The sequence below is a fragment of the Mesorhizobium sp. M7A.F.Ca.US.011.01.1.1 genome, assembly GCF_003998295.1.
In the GTDB taxonomy this organism is placed as follows: Bacteria; Pseudomonadota; Alphaproteobacteria; order Rhizobiales; family Rhizobiaceae; genus Mesorhizobium.
In genome coordinates this window covers 38742-58587 of the sequence record NZ_RZRT01000039.1, presented here as the reverse complement: position 1 = coordinate 58587, position 19846 = coordinate 38742, and the positions used below count along the sequence as shown (strand labels likewise).

Annotated in this window: 19 protein-coding genes; 10 read left to right on the top strand and 9 right to left on the bottom strand. The window is 63.8% G+C overall.

Annotated features, from left to right (window positions below):
- Nucleotides 1-81: 81 nt before the first annotated feature.
- From EOA13_RS26860 to EOA13_RS26845, 4 genes are all read right to left on the bottom strand, one after another.
- Nucleotides 82-1113 carry a BMP family protein gene (locus EOA13_RS26860; protein ID WP_127296611.1) on the bottom strand — a complete coding sequence of 344 codons (1032 nt, stop codon included), beginning with the start codon at nt 1111-1113 and terminating at the stop codon, nt 82-84.
- Between the two features lie 154 nt (nt 1114-1267).
- On the bottom strand, nt 1268-2473 hold the full coding sequence (gene pcaF / locus EOA13_RS26855) for a 3-oxoadipyl-CoA thiolase (RefSeq protein WP_127296610.1): 1206 nt from the start codon (nt 2471-2473) through the stop codon (nt 1268-1270).
- Between the two features lies 1 nt (nt 2474).
- Nucleotides 2475-3272 carry a CoA-transferase subunit beta gene (locus EOA13_RS26850; protein WP_127296609.1) on the bottom strand — a complete coding sequence of 266 codons (798 nt, stop codon included), beginning with the start codon at nt 3270-3272 and terminating at the stop codon, nt 2475-2477.
- Nucleotides 3269-4126 carry a CoA transferase subunit A gene (locus EOA13_RS26845; RefSeq protein ID WP_127296608.1) on the bottom strand — a complete coding sequence of 286 codons (858 nt, stop codon included), beginning with the start codon at nt 4124-4126 and terminating at the stop codon, nt 3269-3271. The genes EOA13_RS26850 and EOA13_RS26845 overlap by 4 nt, the downstream gene beginning before the upstream one ends.
- Nucleotides 4127-4246: 120 nt before the next feature.
- Between EOA13_RS26845 and EOA13_RS26840 the strand changes: the two genes are divergently transcribed.
- A complete protein-coding gene (locus tag EOA13_RS26840) occupies nt 4247-5017 on the top strand; it encodes an IclR family transcriptional regulator C-terminal domain-containing protein (RefSeq protein WP_127296607.1) in 771 nt (256 codons plus the stop codon).
- A gap of 280 nt (nt 5018-5297) precedes the next feature.
- Here the strand turns inward: EOA13_RS26840 and EOA13_RS26835 are convergent, their stop codons facing one another.
- Genes EOA13_RS26835 through EOA13_RS26820 form a run of 4 tightly spaced genes read right to left on the bottom strand, consistent with a single transcriptional unit; the run spans nt 5298 to nt 10220 of the window.
- Nucleotides 5298-6599, bottom strand: coding sequence for an FAD-binding oxidoreductase (locus EOA13_RS26835; RefSeq protein ID WP_127296606.1), 1302 nt, complete (start codon nt 6597-6599; stop codon nt 5298-5300).
- A gap of 2 nt (nt 6600-6601) precedes the next feature.
- Nucleotides 6602-7981: a glutamine synthetase family protein gene (locus tag EOA13_RS26830; RefSeq protein ID WP_127296605.1), complete on the bottom strand. Its 1380-nt coding sequence runs from the start codon at nt 7979-7981 to the stop codon at nt 6602-6604.
- Nucleotides 7982-7987: 6 nt separating this feature from the next.
- Complete coding sequence (locus EOA13_RS26825; RefSeq protein ID WP_127296604.1) at nt 7988-9271, bottom strand: glycosyltransferase; 1284 nt, start codon at nt 9269-9271, stop codon at nt 7988-7990.
- 10 nt (nt 9272-9281) lie between these two features.
- Entirely contained in the window at nt 9282-10220 is a 939-nt protein-coding gene (locus EOA13_RS26820) for a GntR family transcriptional regulator (RefSeq protein ID WP_127296603.1), read from the bottom strand.
- Nucleotides 10221-10450: 230 nt separating this feature from the next.
- On the opposite strand from EOA13_RS26820, the gene EOA13_RS26815 reads away from it, so the two are divergent.
- The 9 genes from EOA13_RS26815 (at nt 10451) to EOA13_RS26765 (ending at nt 18667) form a co-directional block, all read left to right on the top strand.
- Nucleotides 10451-11515, top strand: a complete 1065-nt coding sequence (locus EOA13_RS26815) for a spermidine/putrescine ABC transporter substrate-binding protein (protein WP_127296602.1) — start codon at nt 10451-10453, stop codon at nt 11513-11515.
- A 324-nt stretch (nt 11516-11839) separates the two neighbouring features.
- Nucleotides 11840-12682, top strand: coding sequence for an ABC transporter permease (locus EOA13_RS26805; RefSeq protein ID WP_127296612.1), 843 nt, complete (start codon nt 11840-11842; stop codon nt 12680-12682).
- The gene (locus EOA13_RS26800; RefSeq protein WP_127296601.1) at nt 12675-13469 is read left to right on the top strand and encodes an ABC transporter permease; all 795 of its coding nucleotides are present in this window, start codon (nt 12675-12677) and stop codon (nt 13467-13469) included. The genes EOA13_RS26805 and EOA13_RS26800 overlap by 8 nt, the downstream gene beginning before the upstream one ends.
- The gene (locus EOA13_RS26795; RefSeq protein WP_127296600.1) at nt 13466-14539 is read left to right on the top strand and encodes an ABC transporter ATP-binding protein; all 1074 of its coding nucleotides are present in this window, start codon (nt 13466-13468) and stop codon (nt 14537-14539) included. The genes EOA13_RS26800 and EOA13_RS26795 overlap by 4 nt, the downstream gene beginning before the upstream one ends.
- 12 nt (nt 14540-14551) lie before the next feature.
- A complete protein-coding gene (locus EOA13_RS26790; RefSeq protein WP_127296599.1) occupies nt 14552-15826 on the top strand; it encodes a glycosyltransferase in 1275 nt (424 codons plus the stop codon).
- Nucleotides 15827-16058: 232 nt separating this feature from the next.
- Entirely contained in the window at nt 16059-16409 is a 351-nt protein-coding gene (locus EOA13_RS26780) for a cupin domain-containing protein (protein ID WP_127296598.1), read from the top strand.
- 19 nt (nt 16410-16428) lie between these two features.
- Complete coding sequence (locus EOA13_RS26775) at nt 16429-16770, top strand: cupin domain-containing protein (RefSeq protein ID WP_127296597.1); 342 nt, start codon at nt 16429-16431, stop codon at nt 16768-16770.
- 23 nt (nt 16771-16793) lie between these two features.
- Nucleotides 16794-17138 carry a cupin domain-containing protein gene (locus EOA13_RS26770; protein WP_127296596.1) on the top strand — a complete coding sequence of 115 codons (345 nt, stop codon included), beginning with the start codon at nt 16794-16796 and terminating at the stop codon, nt 17136-17138.
- Between the two features lie 20 nt (nt 17139-17158).
- Nucleotides 17159-18667, top strand: a complete 1509-nt coding sequence (locus EOA13_RS26765; protein WP_127296595.1) for an aldehyde dehydrogenase family protein — start codon at nt 17159-17161, stop codon at nt 18665-18667.
- A 119-nt stretch (nt 18668-18786) separates the two neighbouring features.
- On the opposite strand, the gene EOA13_RS26760 is transcribed toward EOA13_RS26765, so the two are convergent.
- Nucleotides 18787-19563: a hypothetical protein gene (locus tag EOA13_RS26760; RefSeq protein WP_127296594.1), complete on the bottom strand. Its 777-nt coding sequence runs from the start codon at nt 19561-19563 to the stop codon at nt 18787-18789.
- Between the last annotated feature and the right edge of the window lie 283 nt (nt 19564-19846).

Sequence of the window (19846 nt, the reverse complement as noted above, 5' to 3'; positions counted from 1 at the left end):
GGGGTGGGGTTGCGACGCCGAAGACCCCCGCCCCGCTCCGCTTCGCGGATCGACCCTCCCCACAAGGGGGAGGATGAAAGATCAATCCGAAACCGGCGTATTCTCGTCCACATCCACCCGGAAATTGCCTTCCAGAATCTCCGCCTTCTTCTTTTCGACCAGCTCCTTGACGTCCGCCGGCAGCGTCTTGTCGAACTTGTGGTAGGGCGCCAGATGCGAGCCGCCCTTGGCCATGCGCGAGAAATCGCCATAGTCCTGCGCGGTGAAGACGCCGGCCCTGACCAGTTTGATCGCCTGCTCGACCGTCGGATACATGTCCCAGACCGGGCCGGTGATGACCGTATCCGGGCCGAGGCTCGACTGGTCGGACATGTTGGAGATGGCGAGGATCTTCTTGTCGACCGCGGCTTCGATGACACCGAAGCGCTCGGCGTAGATGACGTCGACGCCGGCGTCGATCTGCGCGACCGCCGCTTCCTTGGCCTTGGGCGGATCGAAGAACGAGCCGATGAAGGCAACCTTCTTCTTGATGTTCGGGTTGACCTCCCTGGCGCCGGCGAAGAAGGCGTTGACCAGCCGGTTCACCTCCGGAATGCCCATCGCCGCGACGGCGCCGATCGTGCCCGACTTCGACATCTTGCCGGCGATCATGCCCGAGAGATAGGCGGGCTCGTGGATCCAGTTGTCGAACACCCCGAAATTGGGTTCCGCCGGGCCGGCGCCGGAGCCGAACAGCCAGGCGGTCTTCGGGAACTGCTTGGCGGTGCGGCGCGATTCGCGCTCGGCGGCGAAGGCGTCGCCCAGCACCAGTTGGTAGCCGCCTTGCGCATATTCGCGCATGACGCGGCTGAAATCGGCGGTCTGCACCTTCTCCGACCATTTGTATTCGATGCCGAGTTCCTTCTCGGCCTTCTGCAGGGCGACATGGATCTGGTTGTCCCATGGCTCCTCGATCGGCGTGGCGAAGATCGCCGCCACCTTCAGCTTCTTGTCCGCCGCGAAGGCGGCGCCCGGCAGCATCGTTGCCGCCAAACCAAGCGCGCCCAGCTCCAGCACATTGCGTCGCGAAAGCCCTTCGCGTTTTATCTGCGATTTATTGTTCCGGTTTTCCATTGCATTCCCCTCTGTTCGACAGCCGTGTCGAGCCGGCTGTTCGTGAAAATGTCAGACGGGGAAGTATGGAACGACGCCAGACTTTTGTCCACGTGGTCAAATTTGAACCGCGCACCGGATTCTTGATCTTAGCCGGCCAAGCAAGGGCCGCCGATCAAACCCGTTCCAGCGCGATCGCGATGCCCTGGCCGACACCGATGCACATCGTGGCAAGCGCATAGCGGCCGCCGCGCTCACGAAGCTCCAGCGCCGCCGTGCCGGAGATGCGGGCGCCCGACATGCCCAGGGGGTGGCCGAGCGCGATGGCGCCGCCATTCGGGTTGACGTGCGGTGCATCCTCGGCAATGCCGAGCTGGCGCAGCACGGCGATGCCTTGCGAGGCAAAGGCTTCGTTGAGCTCGATGACATCGAACTGTTTTGGTGTCAGGCCAAGCCGCGCGCAGAGTTTTTGCGTCGCCGGCACCGGGCCGATGCCCATGATGCGCGGCGCAATACCGGCGGCAGCGCCGCCGAGGATGCGGGCGATCGGCGTCAGGCCATACTTTTTCACGGCTGCCTCGGAGGCAACGATCAGGGCCGCCGCCCCGTCATTGACGCCGGAGGCATTGCCGGCCGTCACCGTGCCGCCCTGGCGGAACGGTGTCGGCAGCCTGGCCAGCGCATCGACCGTCGTGCCAGCACGGGGATGTTCATCCTTCGAGACGACAACCGCATCGCCCTTGCGCTGCGGGATCGTCACTGGCGTGATCTCCTTGGCCAGCCGGCCATTGGCTTGCGCGGCGACCGCCTTGTCCTGGCTGCGCACGGCAAAGGCATCCTGGTCCGCGCGGGAGATGGCGAACTCTTCCGCGACATTCTCGCCGGTCTCCGGCATCGAATCGACGCCATACTGCTTCTTCATCAGCGGGTTGACGAAGCGCCAGCCGATGGTGGTGTCGTAAATCTCGGCATTGCGGGAGAACGCCGTGTCGGCCTTGGGCATGACGAAGGGCGCACGGCTCATCGATTCGACACCGCCCGCGATCATCAGCTCCGCCTCGCCGGCCTTGATGGCCCTGGCTGCAATGGTCAGCGCATCCATGCCGGAGCCGCACAGGCGATTGACCGTCGAGCCTGGAATCTCCTTCGGCAGATCTGCCAGCAACAGCGCCATGCGCGCCACGTTGCGGTTGTCCTCGCCGGCCTGGTTGGCACAGCCATAGACGACATCGTCGACAGCCTGCCAGTCGATGCCGGCATTGCGCTCGACCAATGCCCTCAGCGGTATCGCGCCGAGATCGTCTGATCGTACCGAAGACAGTGAACCGCCGAAGCGGCCGATCGGCGTGCGGATGTAGTCGCAGATATAGGCCTCGGCCATGTCATGCAGCCTTTGCTTTTCCGGTTCCCCCATGCGCCGCCTTGGTGCGGGCCTGCAGGTCGCGCAATGTCTTGAGTTCGAGTTCGCTTGGCGCCGGCGTTTCGTCAAGAGTATCAGTGAACTTAACCACCCAGCCACAGCTCTCCTGCACCTGCTGGCGGGTGACGCCCGGATGCAGCGACACGACGGTGAATTCCTTGCTCACCGGGTCCGGCTTCCAGATGGCGAGATCGGTGATCAGCAGCGTCGGGCCGGCGGTGTCTATGCCAAGCCGTTTGCGATGGTCACCACCCTCGCCATGGCCGAAGGAAGTGAAGAAGTCGATCTTCTCGACCATACCGCGCTTGGTCTGCGCCATGGTGATGTAGATCTCCTTCGACGACGTCGCGATCTCCGGCGCGCCGCCGCCGCCGGGCAGCCTGGTCTTGGGATGGAAATAGTCGCCGATGACCGTGGTGTTGATGTTGCCGAACTTGTCGAGCTGCGCCGCACCAAGGAAGCCGATCGAGATGCGCCCGCCCTGCAGCCAGTAGCGGAACATCTCCGGCACCGCGACGGTGGTGACCGCGGTCTCGCACAATTCGCCGTCGCCGATCGACAGCGGCAGCACGTCAGGCGCGGTGCCGATCGTGCCGCTCTCGTAGATCAGCGTGATGTCAGGCGCATGCGTCAGCCGCGCCACATTGCAGGCGGCCGATGGCGCGCCGATGCCGACGAAGCAGACATCGTCATTGCGCAGCGCGCGGCTGGCGGCGATCGTCATCATCTCGATCGGGGTGAAGCCCGGGTTGTCGCTCATGCCGCTTTCCTCAAATGCTCGACCCGGGCCGCGAAATCGTCGGCGCTCTTCTCGATGACGTTGGCCTGCATCCAGGTCTGGAATTTCTCGCGGTCGGCGGCGATCTCGTCCCATTCCAGATAGGCGGCGTTGTCGCGCGCATAATAGCCGTGTGCATAGGACGGATGCGAGCCGCCGGGCACCACGGATATCGCCGCGATCGTCCAGCGCGGCAGCACGGTCAAATTGGGGTGCAGGTCGTCGAAATTATCGACGACTTCCTCCACCGTCACTACAGCACGTTTGGCCGCCAGCACGGCTTCCTTCTGGATGCCGATAATGCCCTCGACCAGCACATTGCCTTGTCTGTCGGCCTTTTGCGCGTGGATGAAGGTGACGTCGGGCCGGATCGAAGGGACAGCCGCCAGCACTTCGCCGGTGAACGGACAAGTCACCGATTTGATGTTCGGGTTGACCGCCGCGAGGCCAGCACCGCGATAGCCGCGAAACACCGCGCAGGGCAGGCCGGCAGCACCCGCTTCATAGGCGTTGGCCATGCCGGCATGGCTGTGCTCCTCGATTTCAAGTGAGCGCGGAAAGCCGTTCTCGATGGCATCGCGGGCGCGCCGCAGCAGGCCGACGCCGGGATTGCCGACATAGGAGAAGACGATTTTCTTCGCCATGCCCATGCCGATCATCTGGTCGTAGATCAGGTCCGGCGTCATGCGGATCAAGGTCAGGTCGCGAAAACCCTGGCGGATCGCCTCATGCGCCGCCGCCGTCGGGATCAGATGGGTGAAGCCCTCGAAGGCGACGGAGTCGCCATCTTTCAAATTCTCGGCCACGGCCTGTTTGAGCGGCAGGAACTTGACCATCGCATCGGCTCCAGGCTGAGAAAGTTCGTATTGCGAACATATGTTTTATATGCGATACTTTCTATGCTGAGCGGAGGCGTGGAGTCAATCCTGACGCCGATGTCGTTCTGCGGAGTTGAGATGGACGAAGAGGCTGTTTCCCGTGATCATATCGGCTCGCTTGAACGCGGCCTTGCCGTCATGGAGATCCTGGCCCGCCATCCCTCGGGCATGACGTTGACTGAAATGGCCGCGGAAGCGGGCCTGACCCGCGCCGGCGCCCGCCGCTTCCTGCTGACACTCACCGCCACCGGCTATGCAACACAGGCCGGCCGCGTGTTCTCGCTGTCGCCGCGCCTGCTGACGGTTGCCCGCACCTGGCTCGGCGGCGCCTCGCTATGGGCCTTCGCCGCCCCCATCATGCGCGCGGTCGCCGCACAGCTGAACGAGGCCTGCTCGGCAGCCATCCTGTCGGGTGAGGATGTCGTCTATGTCGCCCGCATTCCCGGCCGCCGCATCCTCAGCGTGTCACTCGATGTCGGCACCAGGCTGCCGGCCTATTGCACCTCGATGGGGCGCATCCTGCTCGCGGGCCTGACGCCTCAGGAATTGGACGCATTCCTCGACCAGGCGACCATCGAGAGACGGACGCCGAAGACGATCACCGATATAAGGCTGCTGGCCGGCGCCATCGGCAAGGCGAAAGCGGGCGGCTTTGCCATCGTCGATGAGGAACTGGAACTCGGCCTGCGCTCGGTCGCCGTACCGATCCGCGACCGGGCGGAGCGCACGGTCGCGGCCATCAACGTCTCGACCCAGTCGGCACGCTTCTCCGTCGCGGAGATGGAGCGGGAGATATTGCCGGTGCTGCTGGAGGCCAGGCAGCGGATTGAGGATTTCTTTGTGGTTTAAGAAGCTTCATCCAACCTTCGACGTCGGCGGGACAGCACCCCCCTCTGGCCTGCCGGCCATCTCCCCCGCAAGGAGGGAGATCAGCTCTCATCTCGGCTTTCGCCAATCTCCACCGCTGTCGGGTGATCGCAGCGCTGAACCTGCCAATCTCCCCCCTCGTGGGGGTTGAGGAATGGTCCGCGAAGCGGATAGAAAGCCAATTGCTTGGCTTTCCAAATGACGAATGTCCGGCAGGACAGAGGGGGGTGTGAAGGATCGCTACGGAACTATTCTGGGGTCCTCAATGCTTAATCCGATCCCGCATCGCGTACCAAAGCATGCCCAGCACATAGAGCGGACCGCGCAGCGCCGTGCCGCCCGGGAACGGCATCGGGGTCAGCGTCGAGAACAGATCGAGCCGCGAGGCATCGCCGGTGATCGCTTCGGCCAGCAGCTTGCCGGAAAGCGTCGACAGGATGACGCCCTTGCCGGAATAGCCATGCGCGAAATAGACCTCGCCATAGTGCCCGATGTGCGGCAGCCTGGATGTCGTCACCGACACCAAGCCGCCCCAGGCGTGATCGATGCGGCAGCCCTTGAGCTGCGGAAAGGTGGCTTCCATGTGCGGCCGCACGAAGCCGGCGATGTCGGCCGGCGGTGACGGCGTGTAGCGCTCGCCGCCGCCGAACAGCAGCCGTCCATCCGCCGACATGCGGTAGTAGTTGACGACGAAGCGGGTGTCGGACACCGCGACATTGGCCGGGATGACATTGCGTTTGCCCTCCAGTGGCTCGGTGGCGACGATGTAGTTGCCGACCGGCATGATGCGGCTGTTGACGCGCGGCTCCAGCCCGTTGAGCAGAGCGTCACCCGCCAGCACGACATGTCTGGCCCGAACCGATCCCTTTGCGGTCGAGACCCGGATCGAAGGCTCACGCTCCAGCCGCACGGCGACCGAATTCTCGTGGATCGTGACGCCGGCAGCAACCGCTGCGCGGGCAAGGCCGAGCGTGTAGTTCAGCGGATGCATGTGGCCGCCGAGCGGCTCATACATCGCGCCATGGTAGGGTGTATCGACCTTGGCTCGGGCTTCAGCCGCCGATAGGATTTCCGCATGCGAGAACTTCATCACCGTGGCCAGGCACTCGGCCTCTTCCTCGAGATCCCTAAGGTCGGAGCCGTTGACCGCGCCGACGAGATGACCGGTCAGCCTGAGATCGCAGTCGATGGCGTGCCGCTCGATGATGTCGAGCACCAGCCCGCGCGCTTCGAAGGCAAGATCGAACAGCGCTTTGGCCCGCTCCGGCCCGTAGAGTTTGACCAGTCCCTTGGCGCCCTTGCGCAGGCCGGGGATCATTTGGCCGCCATTGCGTCCCGAAGCCCCCCAGCCGATCTTGCCGCCTTCGAGCAGCACCACCTTCAGCCCGCGCTCGGCGGCGTGAAGGGCGGCGGACAACCCTGTGCAGCCGCCGCCGACCACCACCAGGTCGGCACCGACATCGCCGGCGAGCGCCGGATGGTCCGGCGCCGGATTGGCGGTGGCGACATAATAGGATTTGGCGATATCGAGGCCCGAATTGAAGCCCGTTGAACTGGAAGCCATGGTCACACCTTCAGCAGCAGGTGGTCGCGTTCCCAGCTCGTCACCACGCCCTGGAACAGGTCGAGCTCGACGCTCTTGACGCGCAGATAGGTCTGGAAGAAATCCTCGCCGAGCAGTTCCCGCACCGGGCCGCAAGCCTCGAAACGATCGAGCGCCTCCTCCATGGTTTTCGGCAGCGTGCTCTTGATCTTGTAGGCATTGCCCGACGCTTCGGCCGACCGCGCCAGTTTCTGTTCGACGCCGAGATAGCCGGCAAGCAGCGAGCCGGCTATCGCCAGGTAAGGATTGGAATCCGCGCCCGGCAGCCGGTTCTCCACTCGCCGAGCGGCACGTCCGCCGGCCGGCACGCGCAGGCCGCAGGAACGGTTGTCATGCGACCACTCGATGTTGGCCGGCGCGCTGTGGTTGGGTCTTATGCGGCGGAACGAGTTCACATTGGGCGCAAACAGCGGCATGATTTCGGGCACATACTTTTGCAGGCCGCCGATGAAATGCCCAAACATCTCGGTGTCGGCATCGTCGTTTCCGGCAAACAGGGTCTTGCCGGCCTCGTCGATGACTGACATGTGCAGATGCATCGAGCTTCCCGCCTGCGCCGCGATCGGCTTGGCCATGAAGGTCGCATGCATGCCGCTTTGCTGCGCGGCCTGGCGCGTCAGCCGCTTGAACAGCAGCACCTTGTCGGCCAGCGGCAGCGCATCGCCATGCAGGAAATTGATCTCCAGCTGTGCCGTACCCGACTCATGGATCAGCGTGTCGAGCGGCAATCCGGCCGCCGCCGCGTAGTCATAGATGCGGCGGATCACCGGCTCGAACGCCTCGAGTGCCGCCATGTCATAGGGATGCTGTACGGTCTCGGCGCGCCCATTGCCCCCGACCGGCGCGGTCAGCGGGCGGTCAGGATCGGGATTGGGCGCGGTGAGATAGAATTCGAGCTCCGGCGCCACCACCGCCCGCCAGCCGCGCCTGGCGTAGAGGTCGAGCACGGCGCGCAGCACATGGCGCGGCGAGGCCATCCAGGGCCGGTCGTCCATATGAAGGGCATCGGCAAAGACATAGGCCTTGCCGGGAGCGGCACCCGGCGCCAGGCAGAGCGTCGATACATCAGGCACCATGCGCATGTCCGGATCCGAATAGGCAAAACCCTCGTCGATCGAGCCGGAGTAGCGGCCGTCGATGCTGACCAGGAAAGCGCTGCTCGGCAGATAGAGCGCGCGGTCCTCCAGCGCCTGGAGGAATTTGGCCGTCGGCAAGGCCTTGCCGCGCAGGACGCCATTCATGTCGGGCACCAGGCACTCGACTTCGTTGATGCCGTGCCGGACCAGCCAGGCTTTGGCATCGGTACCGCTGGAGAGCGAGATGTTCGTGTTGTTGTCAGGCATTTTCGTTCATGTCCGTATCTGAGAGAGTATGGCTTGCGCGGCCACATCCGTTCCGGGTTTCAGCGCCATCTGGGCCGCATTGTCCCTGAGGCGGGCGCGCATGGCATCGTCGGCCAGCAGGCCGAGAATGGCTTTCTCCAACACTCCTTCGGTCCAGGCGTCACGGCCGACATGGTCACCGGTACCGGTCTCTTCGGCGCGCTTCGCATTGTCGTGCCCGTCCCAGCAATAGGGCATGATCAGCGACGGCACGCCGAAGCGCAGCGCTTCGCAAAAACTGTTGTTGCCGCCGTGGTGAATGAACAGGTCCGATTTCGCCACCACCGAGGGCTGCGGAAACCAGGCGTCGAGATAGACATTGTCGGGCACCGCGCGATAGGCATCGCGCAGGCCGCCGGCATTGACGATGAAGCGCGCCGGCAGCCTGTCGAAGACGGCGAGCATGCGCTCGATCAGGCCGACATCCATGGCGCCGAGGCTGCCGAAGCTGACATAGACCAGCGGCCCGCCATTGCGCGGGAACACCGGCACCTCGAACGGCCCTTCCGAACGCACGCAGCCTTCGAGATAGACGAAGCGGGCCGGATCGAGCGGCTCGGCGCGCTCGCGACGCACGATCGATGGCGTCAGCAGCAAATTGAGGTGGGGGGACGTCTCCAGGAACAGGCCCTTCGGCAGCGGCGCCAGGCCGGCATCCATCCGAAAGCGATTGAAGCGGTCATGTGCCGGTGCCGAGGCCGTGAGATAGCGGGCCTCGAACGCGGCGCGTTGCGGGTCATCGATGCCAAGCCCCGACAGATAGGGTGGCACATTGGCGTCCGGCAGCTCCGTCTCGGCGCAGGAGACGACGCGCACCCACGGGCAGCCGGCGGCGGCGATCGCCGGGAACATGATGACATTATCGAGCACCACCGCATCCGGCTTCAGCCGCGCCAGCAATTGGCGCAGCGGCGCTTCGGCATTGACCGCGGTGTCGACGATGGCCTGCCAGGTCGGCGCGACATAGGTTTCCAGCTGGTCGATCGGGCTCAGCCGGAAATGCGGCAGGTGCCGGCGCACGAAAGCCTGCCAGTAGCTCTGGCGGTCGCTGTCGCTCAGCGGCTCTTCGGTCGGCAACTGATATTCTTGGAAACCATAGTCGGCAAAGACGCCGGAAAAGCCGGCATGGCAGATGAAGACGGGCCGGGCGCCTCTCGCGCGCAGCGCCTGCGCGATGCCGACGCAATTCAACGCCGCGCCGAAGCTTGCTTCGGGGAACAGCGCGATGGTCGGGCTGGCTTTACGCGTCAATTAATCCTCGTCATTCCGGCCGGCTGATCATGCCGAACAGGGCGGGCGCCCCGCGACTGGCCGCTTGCGGTCGCTGGTTGCGGGAAAGCCGCAGGTGGATGCGAAGCAGATCGGCCGCCACCTCATACTGCCGGCTTTCAAGATGGTCGAGTATATTCAGATGCTCGCGCAGCGACTGCCGCAAGCGGAAGACGTTGACGCCGGCATAGATGCCCGGCAGCCGGCGCAGCCTGAGATGATCGGCCAGCGCGTCGGCAACGAAGCGGTTGGCGCAGCCTTCGGCGAGCATGCCATGAAAATCGATGTCCAGCCGCTGGAACTCGCGTGTGTCGAATGCGGCGTCCGGCAGTGCCACCAGCGCTTCCATACCCTGGCGCAACGCCGCCGCCCGCGCGCCGTCCAGCCGGAAGCCCGGCGTCAGGATGGCCGCGGGCTCCAGCAGCAAGCGGAACTCATAGCTGTCGCCTTGTGCTTCCGGATCGCCGGGTGTGCGCCGAAACAGCCAGGACTGACCAGGCGCACGGTTGAGCAGATTCTCTTCGGTCAGCTTATTGAGTGCTTTTAGTACCATCTTGCGCTCGGCACTGTAGCGCCGCATCAGCCCCGCGACGGTCACCGTCTGGTCCAGCCGCCGCGCCGACCGGTCGCGCAGGATCGCCTCGGCCAGCTCGTCCTCCTCGGCGACCGGCAATTCCGTCGCGACTGAAGCCTGCGCGGTGAGGTCGATTGCCAGGTGATATCCAGAATCCGCCTCCCAGCGTACGACGCCCCGTTCCGCGAGCAGGCCGAGCGCCGCCCGCACCGGCGTGCGCGAGACGTTGCACAGCGAGGCGATCTGCTGCTCCGGCAAGCGTGCGCCGGGCTCAAAACCGCGCTGCCGGGCCACATCCAGGATGCGCTGCGCCAGATCGAGATGGTTGGTGCGAGGTCGTCGGGCTGCGGCTTGCATGATTGATCTCGTGAACGGACGTGACCGCATTGATTGACCGATCGCCTGCGCGGACGCAATCGGCCAGATTCCTCGGTCGCTTGACAAATTATGGATTGACGTACTTTTTTCTGCAATAGTACTGTCAGGACAATCGGCGAGAAAAAGACCGAGGGAACAGGATCGAGGCAGCGGCATGGGTCGCAGCCGGCGAAATGAAATTCGACGATCAACCGGAATGGGAGTCTGTCATGACCGCTACCAGCCTGCGGCGCCGCGCGCTGAAAACATCTTCGATTGCATTCGGCCTGGCCTTGGCGCTGTCCGCGCCGGCGATGGCCTCCGACCTCGTCATTTCCAACTGGGACGGCTACATGGCGCCAGACGCCATGGCCGCTTTCAAGACCGCGACCGGCGTTTCGGGCGAGGTGGTGGTGCACGCCACCAATGAAGAGATCATGGGCAAGCTTATCGCCGCCGGCGGCAAGGGCTATGACGTGGTCTTCGTTTCCTCGCCCTTCGCCGAAGTGTTGAACAAGCTCGGCCTGACCGAGCCGATCGACCATGCCAAGATCCCGAACCTCACCAATCTCTATCCGGAAGCGACCAAGCTGCCGCACGATGCCGGCAATGCATTCTCGGTCCCCTACACCTGGGGCACCACCGGCCTCTGCTATCGCTCGGACCTGATGAAGGTCGCACCAACCAGCTGGAGCGACCTGCTCGCGCCCTCCGACGAATTGAAGGGCAAGACCACCATGCTGGCGACCGACCGTTGGCTGCTGGCCGCCGGCCAGCTCGACAAGGGCTATTCGGTCAACGAAACCGACCCGGCCAAGATGGCTGAGGTCAAGGATCTGCTGATCTCGGCCAAGAAGACCCTGCTCGCCTATGACGACACCACCTTCTATTCCAAGCTGGTGTCCGGCGAGGCGCTGATGGTGCAGGCCTGGGACGGCTGGTGCAATTACGGCATCGCCGAAAAGCCCGAGATCAAATACGTCATTCCCAAGGAAGGTTCGGACCTCTGGGTCGACACGATGGTGGTGATGAAGGCCTCCGCCAACAAGGACGCCGCCTTCCAGTTCATCAACTTCATGCTCGACGCCAAGAACCACGCCTGGGCAGCGCAGAACATCGACTACAAGGTGCCGAACAAGCCGGCCATGGAAAGCCTGCCTGCCGATTTCCTGGCCAAATTCCCCAACATGGCGATGCCGGTGGCCGACCTCGTCAAGTTCGAGCAATTGCGTGACGTCGGCGACGCCCAGCGCGACTATTCGAAGATCGTCAGCGAGATCAAGGCGGCGCAGTAAGGACTGTTCCAACAGCATCTTGGAATCAAGCTTGCGTTCCGTGTCGCCCCCCTCTGGCCTGCCGGCCATCTCCCCCTCAAGGGGGGAGATTGGCTGTGGCATTGCTTTCGCCAATCTTCGATTTTTCAAAGTAAGCGAAAGGTTGGAACTGCCGATCTCCCCCCTTGAGGGGGGTGAGAAGTGGTCCGCGCAGCGGACGGAAAGCCAATTGCTTGGCTTTCCGAACGACGAACGCCCGAAGCGAAAGCGAAAGCGAAAGGCCGGGTCCGGCAGGGCAGAGGGGGGCACTTCGTGAAGCACCTACCCTCTCGCTCCTCCTTGCTGATGGCCCCGGCGCTGCTCTGGCTGACTGCGTTGATGGTGGTGCCGTGCGCGCTGGTGCTGGCGCTCGCCTTCTTCCGGCGCGGTATCTATGGCGGCATCGACTACACCTTCACGCTGGAGAATTTCGGGTTGGTTTTCGACCCGCTCTATGCCGGCATCTTCCTCAATTCGGCGCGCATCGCCGGCACCGCCACCCTGATCGCGGTGGTGATCGGTTATGCCGCCGCCTACGCCATCGCAGCCGCCCCGCGCCGGTGGCAGCCGGTGTTCCTGTTCTTCGCCGTGCTGCCGTTCTGGTCCAACTACCTGATCCGCACCTACGCCTGGATTGTGCTGCTCAACCGCGAAGGCCTGATCACGCAGTTGTTGCGCTGGTTCGGCTATACCGGCGAGCCGCCGTCGATGCTCTACACCGAGGGTGCGGTTATCGCCGGCCTCGTCTACAACTACCTCCCCTTCGTCATCCTCGCCTGCTACGCGCCGCTGTCGCGCCTCAACCCAGAACTGGCCGAAGCCTCGCGTGACCTCGGCGCCTCGGCCGCCACCACATTCCGCCGTGTCATCCTGCCGCTGACCGTGCCCGGCATCGCCGCCGGCGCGGTCTTCGTCTTCGTGCTGTCGATCGGCAATTTCGTCACCCCGGCACTGCTCGGCGGCGGCCGCTTCCAGATGATCGGCAACCTCGTCTACGACCAGTTCCTGACCGCCAATGACTGGCCTTTCGGGGCGGCACTCGCGATGGCGCTGATCGCCATCATGCTTGTGGTGCTGATGGCGCAGGCATTGGCCGCCAATCGCGCCTCGGGTCATACCGCGCAAGCCGGCGGAGACACCGATGGCTGAGCGCTCTCCCGGCACGCGGCGCGCGCTCTGGTTCGTGCTCAGCCTCGTCTTCGCCTTCCTCTACATCCCGATCGCCGTGCTGGTGGCGCTGTCCTTCAACGAAGGCGGGTTGCCGACGGCATGGTCGGGCTTTTCACTGAAATGGTATGTCTCGCTGGCCGGCAATTCGGCGATCCTCTCCGCTGCGCTCAACACGCTGATCGTGGCGCTGGTCTCGACGACAATCGCGACCTTGCTCGGTACCTTGCTGGCGATTGGCATCGAGATGCGCCGGCAATACGGCAAGGGACTCGAAGCGTTGATCTTCGCGCCGATGATCATCCCCGACATCGTACTGGCGATCGCGCTGCTCTCGTTCTTCTCTATGCTCAATCTCACCATGGGCCTGCACACCATCATCCTCGCCCATGTCGTCTTCAACCTTGCCTTTGTCTGCTCGGTGGTGCGCGCCAGGCTGAAGAGTTTCGACTGGTCGATCGTCGAGGCTTCCGCCGATCTCGGCGCCTCCGCGCTCACCACCTTCAGGCGGGTGACATTGCCGGTCATCGCGCCGGCGGTGATCGCAGGCGCGCTGCTCGCCTTCACGCTCTCGGTCGACGAGTTCATCATCGCTTTCTTCACCGCCGGCGCCGGCCGCGCCTCGACGACGCTGCCGATGCAGATCTACGCGATGATCCGCTTCGGCATCACGCCGGAGATCAACGCACTGGCGACCATCGTCATGGCGGTCTCGATCACCGCGCTGACCCTGTCGCAGCGGCTCAACCGTGGGATCATAGGCCAATGAGCGAACCGCGCACGCTGCTGGCCATCGACAAGGTGTCGAAGAATTTCGGCCGGGTGGCGGCTGTCGACGGCATCTCGCTCGACATAAGGGAGAACGAGTTCTTCGCGCTGCTCGGCCCGTCCGGCTGCGGCAAGACCACGCTGCTGCGCATGCTTGCCGGATTCGAGACGCCCAATGACGGGCGCATCCTGCTCGACGGAAGCGACATCGCGAAAACCCCGCCCAACAAGCGGCCGGTCAATCTGATGTTCCAGTCGTACGCGCTGTTTCCGCATATGAGCGTCAGGGCCAATGTCTCCTACGGCCTGGAGATGGAGCGCTTGCCGGTGCCAGAAATCCACTCCCGCGTGGACGCCATTCTGGCGACGACCGAACTCGCCCCCTTCGCCGACCGCAAGCCGGAGCAATTGTCGGGCGGCCAGAAGCAGCGCGTCGCGCTTGCCCGGGCGTTGGTCAAGCGGCCGCGCCTGCTGCTGCTCGACGAGCCGCTTGGCGCGCTCGACAAGAAACTGCGCGGCGCCATGCAGCTGGAATTGAAGCGCCTGCAGCATGAGGTCGGCATCACCTTCGTCATCGTCACCCACGACCAGGAAGAATCGCTTGTGATGGCCGACCGCATGGCGGTGCTCAAGGACGGCAAGCTGCTGCAATGCGACACGCCGCACGCGATCTATGAGCATCCGGCCGACCGTTTCGTCGCCGACTTCATCGGCGTGATGAATTTTGTGCCCGGTAAAGCCGCCACCGACGGTGTGGTGGCTGCCAACGGCACGCGGATATCCGGCAAGGTTCCTGCCGCGCTCTCGACCGGCGCATCCGCTGTCGCGTCGGTGCGGCCCGAACGCATCCGGCTGTTCCCGTCGGGTGAAACCGCCAACCGCACCACCGGCACGGTCGAAGCGCTGGCCTATCAGGGGCTCGACCTGCAACTGCATGTCCGCACGGGCCTGTCGCCAAAGCCGTTCCTGGTGCGCGTCACCGCTGATGCCGCCGACCGCCGGCCGGTCGCATCGGGCGACCAGGTCGAACTCGGCTGGGACGCCGCCGATGTCAGAGTTTTCGCAGAATAAAGGAGAAGCCTGATGGCGCAGAAGACGATCGCGTTTTTTCCAGAAGCGGCCTACGGCCCGGCGCTCAATTCCGTCGGCATCGCCCAGGCGGTCGAGGCGCGCGGCCACAAGGCCGTTTTCCTGTCCGACCCCGGCTTTGTCGATGTCTACAAGGGCTACGGCTTCGAGGCGCATCCGGTGAACTTGTCCGAGCCGATGCCGCCCGAGCAGATGGCCAAATTCTGGGAGGATTTCATCAACGGCCACATCCCCAACTTCCACAAATCGCCTTACGATCAGGTCGACAATTACGTCAAGGATTGCTGGACGGCGATCGTCGACAGCGCCAAATGGGCGCAGAAGGATCTGCCGCACGTTCTCTCAGCTATCAAGCCGGATGTGATCTGCGTCGACAACGTCATCCTGTTCCCGGCGATCAAACAGTACGGCAAGCCGTGGGTGCGTGTCATCTCCTGCTCGGAAAACGAGATCGAGGACGAAGACATCCCGCCGCATCTCTCCGGCTGCGGCGAGAACGACCATGCCGGTCACCAGCGCTACCGCGATCATTTCAACGCGGTGATCAAGCCGATCCATGACGACTTCAACGCCTTCCTCGCCGCCAACAACGAGGCGCCCTATCCGATCGGCCAGTTCTTCGAGGCCTCGCCCTATTTGAACCTGCTGCTCTACCCCGAAGCGGCAAAGTTCAAGCGCCGCCATCCGCTCGACCCGGCCAAGTTTCAGTATCTGGAAGGCTGCGTGCGGCAGGAGAAACCCTACGCGGTGCCGACCTTCACCAAAAACAATGACGGGCCGCTGCTCTATGTCTCCTTCGGCAGCCTCGGCGCCGGCGATGTCGACCTGTTGAAGCGCATCATCGCGACGCTGGGCATGACGCGCTACCGGGCGCTGGTCAATGTCGGCGGCTACAAAGACCAGTACACGGACGTGCCCGCCAACGTGATCGTCGAGAGCTGGTTCCCGCAGCCTTCGGTCATCCCGCAGGTCGATGCGGCGATCCACCATGGCGGCAACAACTCGTTCACCGAGTGCCTCTATTTCGGCAAGCCGGCGATCATCATGCCCTATGTCTGGGACGGTCACGACAACGCCACCCGCGTCGAGGAAACCGGCCATGGCTTCGGCATGCCACGCTACGACTGGACCGATGCCGAGCTGATCGCCAGGGTCGAAACCTGCCTGTCCGACCCGAAGATGAAGGCAAAGCTGGCAAAGACCTCGGCGCAGATGCAGGGGCAGAACGGGCCGGAGAAGGCGGCGGGTTTGTTGGAGGCGCTGCTGTGATTGAAGTCGTTGATACGCCGAGCCTGAGCACCCCCCTCTGGCCTGCCGGCCATCTCCCCCGCAAGGGGGGAGATTGGCAGCTTCGCCGCCGGTTCTCACTCTGCAATCCTGGTGATTGGCGAAAGCCGAAACGACATCTGATCTCCCCCCTTGCGGGGGAGATGGCCGGCAGGCCAGAGGGGGGTGTTCTGGCGCAACATGTCATTAGGCATCGCGCCGCCGGAGCACGCCCATGACCTCCTCCGCCCCACACCTCCATCAGGCCTCCATCCGCACCGACCTGGTCGACTGGGGCGTCCAGCCGGATGCGCGGGACGGCGCTTCGCACTCGACCGGCAAACTCGTGCACAAAGGCCCGAACAACCAACCGGAATCCGGCATTTGGGTCTGCACGCCCGGCCGCTGGCGGCTCTCGATCCCGCGCGATGAATTGTGCCATTTCGTCGCCGGCCGCGCGACCTACCGGTCGGATGTCGGTGAGCTGATAGAAATCTCCGCCCGGACCGTGGTCATGTTCCCAGCCGGCTGGGCGGGCGAATGCACCGTGCATGAGACCATGCGCAACGTCTACATGCTGGCCTGACACTTCATGGGAGCATGACATGCCGACACCGCACTGGCCGAAGGCCTCGAGCGTGGAACTGGAGGACTGGGGCGCGGGCAGCAACACGCTCTCCGGTTCGCCGCGCGCCTCGGGCAGGATCCTGTCCCAGAACCCGGACGGATCGAGCGAATGCGGCCTGTGGTCGTGTACGCCGGGCACGCGCAAGGTCACGTTTGGCGCCGACGAGTTCTGCCATTTCCTCTCAGGCCGTGGCAGCTATGTCCATGCCGACGGCGAAGAGATCCCGGTCGAGGCCGGCACGCTTGTATTCTTCCCCGCCGGCTGGAACGGCATCTCCATCATCACGCAAACGCTGACCAAGGCTTTCATGTGCCGCTGAGCACTCTTTTCAAGGAAATCGACATGACCACACCCATCATGAAATCCCCGCTCACCATTACCGACCTCGTCGACTGGGGTGTCATCCCAACAATGATCGAGGGTGAGTCCCACACCTCGGGCAAGCTGCTGCACAAGGGGCCGGAGGGCCGCTCCGAATGCGGGCTTTGGGTCTGCACACCAGGCAAATGGCATTGCCATGTCACCCGCGACGAGTTCTGCCACTTCCTCGAAGGGCGCTGCACCTACGTGCATGAATCCGGCGAGGTCATCGAGATCGAACCGGACACGGCGGCCTTCTTCCCGCAGGACTGGAAGGGCGTCTGCACCGTCCATGAGACGATCAAGAAGGTCTACATGATCCGCTGAGCGGATCCGAGAGGATGTCCATGGATTTCTCCCCTGACCGGCCGACCTTCTTCGTCAACCCGGACTATCGGCCGATGGCAGGCACGGCAAAGCCAGTGATCGATCCGGCGACGATCGAAACAGTCGGTGCCATCGCTGCAGCCAGCGATAGTGAGATCGATGCCGTGCTCACCGCCGCGACCAGGGCGCAGGCCGCCTGGAAAAAGCTCGACGCCAAGAGCCGCGCCAAGCACCTGCATGCCGTCGCCAACGCCATCGAGGCGGCGGACTTCACCCGCTGCGCCGAGCTGATGGTGCGCGAGATGGGCAAGCCCTACCCCGAAGCGATCGGCGAGATCGCCAACTGCGCGCCGATCTTCCGCTACTACGCCGAGATGGCGCGCGACGATGCCGGCAAGATCGCCGGCACGACACAGGCCGGTTCGTTCCAGTATGCGCGCTACGAGCCCTATGGCGTATCCGTCCACATCATGCCCTACAATTTTCCGATCCTGCTGATGTGCTGGACGGTCGCCGCTTCGCTTGCCGCCGGCAACGCCTGCATCATCAAGCCGGCCGAGGCGACGACGCTGTCGACATCGGACTACATGACCGTGTTCCGCTCGCTGCCGGAGGGCTTGGTGTCTTGCCTACCTGGCGGAGCGGCCACGGCACAGGCGCTGATCGCCTCTGATCGCACCCACGCAGTTGCCTTCACCGGCTCGGTCGCCGCCGGCAAGGCGGTTGCGGTGGCCTGCGCCGAACGCATGAAGCCTTGCGTCATCGAGGCCGGCGGCAGCGATCCGCTGATCGTCAGCCAACATGCTCCGCTTGAGATCGCGGCAGCCGGCAGCGTCACCGCGGCCTTCCATCTCACCGGCCAGGTCTGCACTTCGGCCGAGCGTTTCTTCGTGATCGATTCGGTTCATGATCGTTTCGTTGAGCTGTTCGCCGAAAAGACGCGTGCCCTGCGTATCGGCAATGGCATGGACAAGACCGAGATCGGCCCGATGGTCAGTGAGGCGGCGCGCGCGAAGGTGATGCGCTTGGTGGACGATGCGATCGCTCATGGCGCCGTCGCTGTGACCGGCGGGCGCATCCCGCCGGCACACAACACCGGCTGGTTCTACGAGCCGACGATCCTGACGGGCGTCACCCCAGACACGGCCATCGTGCGCGAGGAGTGCTTTGGACCGGTCGCCGCCATCTGCCGGGTGAAAGATTTCGACGAGGCGATCAGGCTTGCCAATGACAGTCCGTTTGGGCTCGGCGCCTCGGTGTTCACCACCGATCTCGCCGAAGCGCATGAGGCGGCCGAGCGGCTCGAAGCCGGCATGGTCTGGGTCAACAATCCGCTGATCGACAATGATGCCCTGCCCTTCGGCGGCTGGAAGGCCTCGGGCCTCGGCCGCGAGCTTGGCCGCCAGGGGCTGGATGCCTTCCGCCGCTCCAAAATGGTGATCATCGACCACAAACCGGCGATCCAGGAATGGTGGTATCCCTATCCCGACAGCTGGTTCCGCGCGACCGGCGGCCGCAAGCACGTATGAGTGTCTCGAACCTCGCTATCCAGGGATAGCCTGCCCGATCATGGCCGGGAAACAGCAATGCCGCCGAGCGAACCCGGCGGCACCTTCTTTGACTGATACTGCCGTTTCGGCGACGATCGTTACGGCGTCGTTTCTGCTTCCATCGCGGCCGCCGTCTGGTCGATCTTGCCGGCAAGGACCCCTTGGGCCCAGGCCGTGACGTCGTCGTCGACCGGCTTGTTGGCCATGTCCGTCAGCGCCGCGTCGAGCGATGCATCATCGGTGCCGACCTCTGCCGCAGCAGCCGCCTCATTGGCGGCGGTGACCTCTGCCTCCTGGGCAGTGATTTCGGCCTGCAGATCCGTTATCTTCCCAGGCAAGGCCGCCTGATCTTCGGGCGTCATGGCCGCAATCTGCTCGGGCGTCAGCGACGTCAGCGCGGTCAACTGAGAATTCAGCGCATCCAGCTTCTCCTGGGCCGCTTCAGCGGCGGCCTGAGCGACCTTGGCTTTGGCGGACTGCGTCACAAAGGCCTGGATGGCAGCGAACTTCTTGCTCTTCGAGTTCATATAGGCGTTGATGTTGCGCTGAAGCGAGTTCAGCCGGCCGAGCTTGGCGTGGATGTTCTTCTCCTTGGGAACCGACGAGACCTTTGTGGTCTTGTCGACCGTGGTGTCATCCGTTTTGGCCTTTGCCACCTGCCCCCGAGCCGACGAAGACTTGCCGTGCGAAGCGTCGCTCTTGCCCTTGCTATTGCCGCCGTTACCGCCGGCATTTCCCCCGCCGTTGCCGTTGCCGCCGGCATTGCCACCGCCATTGCCGCCGCCGTGCCCATTGCCGCCGGCTCCGGCGAGCGCCGGAGATGCCAGAAGCGCCAATGCGGCAAGCGCCGCGAACAGAGTTTTTCGGTTTGTCATGGTAATCTCCTCAGGGCATCGCCACCCTTCGCCCAACCGCTAGGCGACCGTCGTATGAGGAATTACTAATTGTACAGAGTAAACTTTAGACAAATGTGGTCTCAATACGCGATCTGACAACCTGCCGGCACCATAACCATTTGATATTAAACACAAATCAACGATCTTGATCGGCCATGGCACTGAAGTCCCATGCCGACCGGACCATAGTCTTATCTGCCGACCAGCGGCACCAGGAAGGTCGTAGAGCAGTGTATTGGAAAGGCGCTGAAATAAAGGAGGT

What these genes read in the sequence shown, in the direction of transcription:
- EOA13_RS26760 (WP_127296594.1), bottom strand. Translation starts at nt 19,563, where the DNA reads ATGACAAACCGAAAAACTCTGTTCGCGGCGCTTGCCGCATTGGCGCTT.
- EOA13_RS26845 (WP_127296608.1), bottom strand. Translation starts at nt 4,126, where the DNA reads ATGGTCAAGTTCCTGCCGCTCAAACAGGCCGTGGCCGAGAATTTGAAA.
- EOA13_RS26780 (WP_127296598.1), top strand. Translation starts at nt 16,059, where the DNA reads ATGACCTCCTCCGCCCCACACCTCCATCAGGCCTCCATCCGCACCGAC.
- pcaF (WP_127296610.1), bottom strand. Translation starts at nt 2,473, where the DNA reads ATGGCCGAGGCCTATATCTGCGACTACATCCGCACGCCGATCGGCCGC.
- EOA13_RS26830 (WP_127296605.1), bottom strand. Translation starts at nt 7,981, where the DNA reads ATGCCTGACAACAACACGAACATCTCGCTCTCCAGCGGTACCGATGCC.
- EOA13_RS26860 (WP_127296611.1), bottom strand. Translation starts at nt 1,113, where the DNA reads ATGGAAAACCGGAACAATAAATCGCAGATAAAACGCGAAGGGCTTTCG.
- EOA13_RS26800 (WP_127296601.1), top strand. Translation starts at nt 12,675, where the DNA reads ATGGCTGAGCGCTCTCCCGGCACGCGGCGCGCGCTCTGGTTCGTGCTC.
- EOA13_RS26815 (WP_127296602.1), top strand. Translation starts at nt 10,451, where the DNA reads ATGACCGCTACCAGCCTGCGGCGCCGCGCGCTGAAAACATCTTCGATT.
- EOA13_RS26840 (WP_127296607.1), top strand. Translation starts at nt 4,247, where the DNA reads ATGGACGAAGAGGCTGTTTCCCGTGATCATATCGGCTCGCTTGAACGC.
- EOA13_RS26790 (WP_127296599.1), top strand. Translation starts at nt 14,552, where the DNA reads ATGGCGCAGAAGACGATCGCGTTTTTTCCAGAAGCGGCCTACGGCCCG.
- EOA13_RS26765 (WP_127296595.1), top strand. Translation starts at nt 17,159, where the DNA reads ATGGATTTCTCCCCTGACCGGCCGACCTTCTTCGTCAACCCGGACTAT.
- EOA13_RS26770 (WP_127296596.1), top strand. Translation starts at nt 16,794, where the DNA reads ATGACCACACCCATCATGAAATCCCCGCTCACCATTACCGACCTCGTC.
- EOA13_RS26775 (WP_127296597.1), top strand. Translation starts at nt 16,429, where the DNA reads ATGCCGACACCGCACTGGCCGAAGGCCTCGAGCGTGGAACTGGAGGAC.
- EOA13_RS26795 (WP_127296600.1), top strand. Translation starts at nt 13,466, where the DNA reads ATGAGCGAACCGCGCACGCTGCTGGCCATCGACAAGGTGTCGAAGAAT.
- EOA13_RS26820 (WP_127296603.1), bottom strand. Translation starts at nt 10,220, where the DNA reads ATGCAAGCCGCAGCCCGACGACCTCGCACCAACCATCTCGATCTGGCG.
- EOA13_RS26850 (WP_127296609.1), bottom strand. Translation starts at nt 3,272, where the DNA reads ATGAGCGACAACCCGGGCTTCACCCCGATCGAGATGATGACGATCGCC.
- EOA13_RS26805 (WP_127296612.1), top strand. Translation starts at nt 11,840, where the DNA reads ATGGCCCCGGCGCTGCTCTGGCTGACTGCGTTGATGGTGGTGCCGTGC.
- EOA13_RS26835 (WP_127296606.1), bottom strand. Translation starts at nt 6,599, where the DNA reads ATGGCTTCCAGTTCAACGGGCTTCAATTCGGGCCTCGATATCGCCAAA.